The organism is Pseudomonas sp. P7779 (genome assembly GCF_013386315.1).
In the GTDB taxonomy this organism is placed as follows: Bacteria; Pseudomonadota; Gammaproteobacteria; order Pseudomonadales; family Pseudomonadaceae; genus Aquipseudomonas.
Map to the genome: position 1 here is coordinate 1 of NZ_JACARZ010000215.1, position 1,234 is coordinate 1,234.

The 1,234-nt window shown below is 62.8% G+C and carries 1 protein-coding gene; it reads left to right on the plus strand.

What is annotated here, in order from left to right:
- On the plus strand, positions 1 to 1,214 hold a 1,214-nt coding region (locus tag HX869_RS31250), incomplete at its 5' end, for a tetratricopeptide repeat protein (RefSeq protein WP_178904184.1).
- Between the last annotated feature and the right edge of the window lie 20 nt (positions 1,215 to 1,234).

Consider the following 1,234-nt stretch of genomic DNA (forward strand, 5'->3'; position numbering starts at 1 on the left):
ACTCAGCATTGGCCAACGGATTTGCCGGCCTGCTGCTGATGTTTATCGAGTCGCCCGAGGGCCCTGTGCTGGCCGAGAAGTACCGTCAGCGGGCGGCGGCGGTGAATTCCCGGCATCCACGGGCGCTCGTGTATCTGCAAGTGCTGCAAGCCTGGATCAACGACGAGCTGGATGAAGTGCTGCGCCTCAGCGAGCATCTGCTGGATCTTTATCCGCGGGACCTGCTTGCGGCCAAGCTCAACCAGTACCTGGAATTCAACCGGGGCAACTGGCCGGCGCTGCTGCGGATCGGTTTGAAAGCCACCGCCGGCGCGCCGGATATCGCCCACAGTCACGGGCTACTGGCGTTTGCGTATGAGCAGTGTCATTTGCTGGAGGAAGCCGAGGCCAGTGCGCTTGAGGCGTTGCGGTTGCAGGCGTCCGAGCCATGGGCCCATCACGCATTGGCCCATGTGATGCTGACCCAGGGGCGTATCGAGGAAGGCATCGGGTTTCTGGAGGGCGTGAAGCAGCACTGGGACGGGCTTAACTCGTTCATGTACACCCATAACTGGTGGCATCTCGCGTTGTTTTATCTGGGGCGCGGGGAGGATCAGCGGGTGCTGGAGATTTATGACCGGCATGTGTGGGGGATCTTGCCGGAGTACTCCCAGGATCAGGTGGGCGCGGTGTCATTGCTGGCGCGGCTGGAGCTGGCCGGGATTGATGTGGGTGAGCGGTGGCAGGCGTTGGCGCCCTACCTGCAGCGTCGGGTTGGGGATGCGGTGCAGCCGTTTTTGAGTGTGCAGTATTTGTATGGGTTGGCCCGTGCGGGCAAGCCTGAGGCGGATCAGTTGTTGGCGGCTTTGCGCAGGCACAGTGTGGAAGCGCGGCCGGTTTGGGGGGAAGTGACGTTGCCGTTGGCTGAGGGGTTGTTGGCGCATGCCCGGGGGGATGCCCGGCGGGCGTTGGAACAGCTGGGGATAGCGTTGCCGCGGCTGAATGAGATTGGCGGGAGTCATGCGCAGCGGGATTTGTTTGCGCAGGTGGAGCTGGACGCACGGTTGCGGGTTGGGGATTGGCTTGGGGCGCAGCAGACGCTGGAACTGCGCCGGCGGTATGACGGGCTGGATGTGCCGACGAATCGAGCTTTGGTGGTGGTGTATGAAGCTTTGGGGTTGCCTGGGGAGGCGCTGCGGGCGCGGGCGCGGATTGGGGGGATATCCGTTATTTAGGTGATGGCTTGTATTGGTTC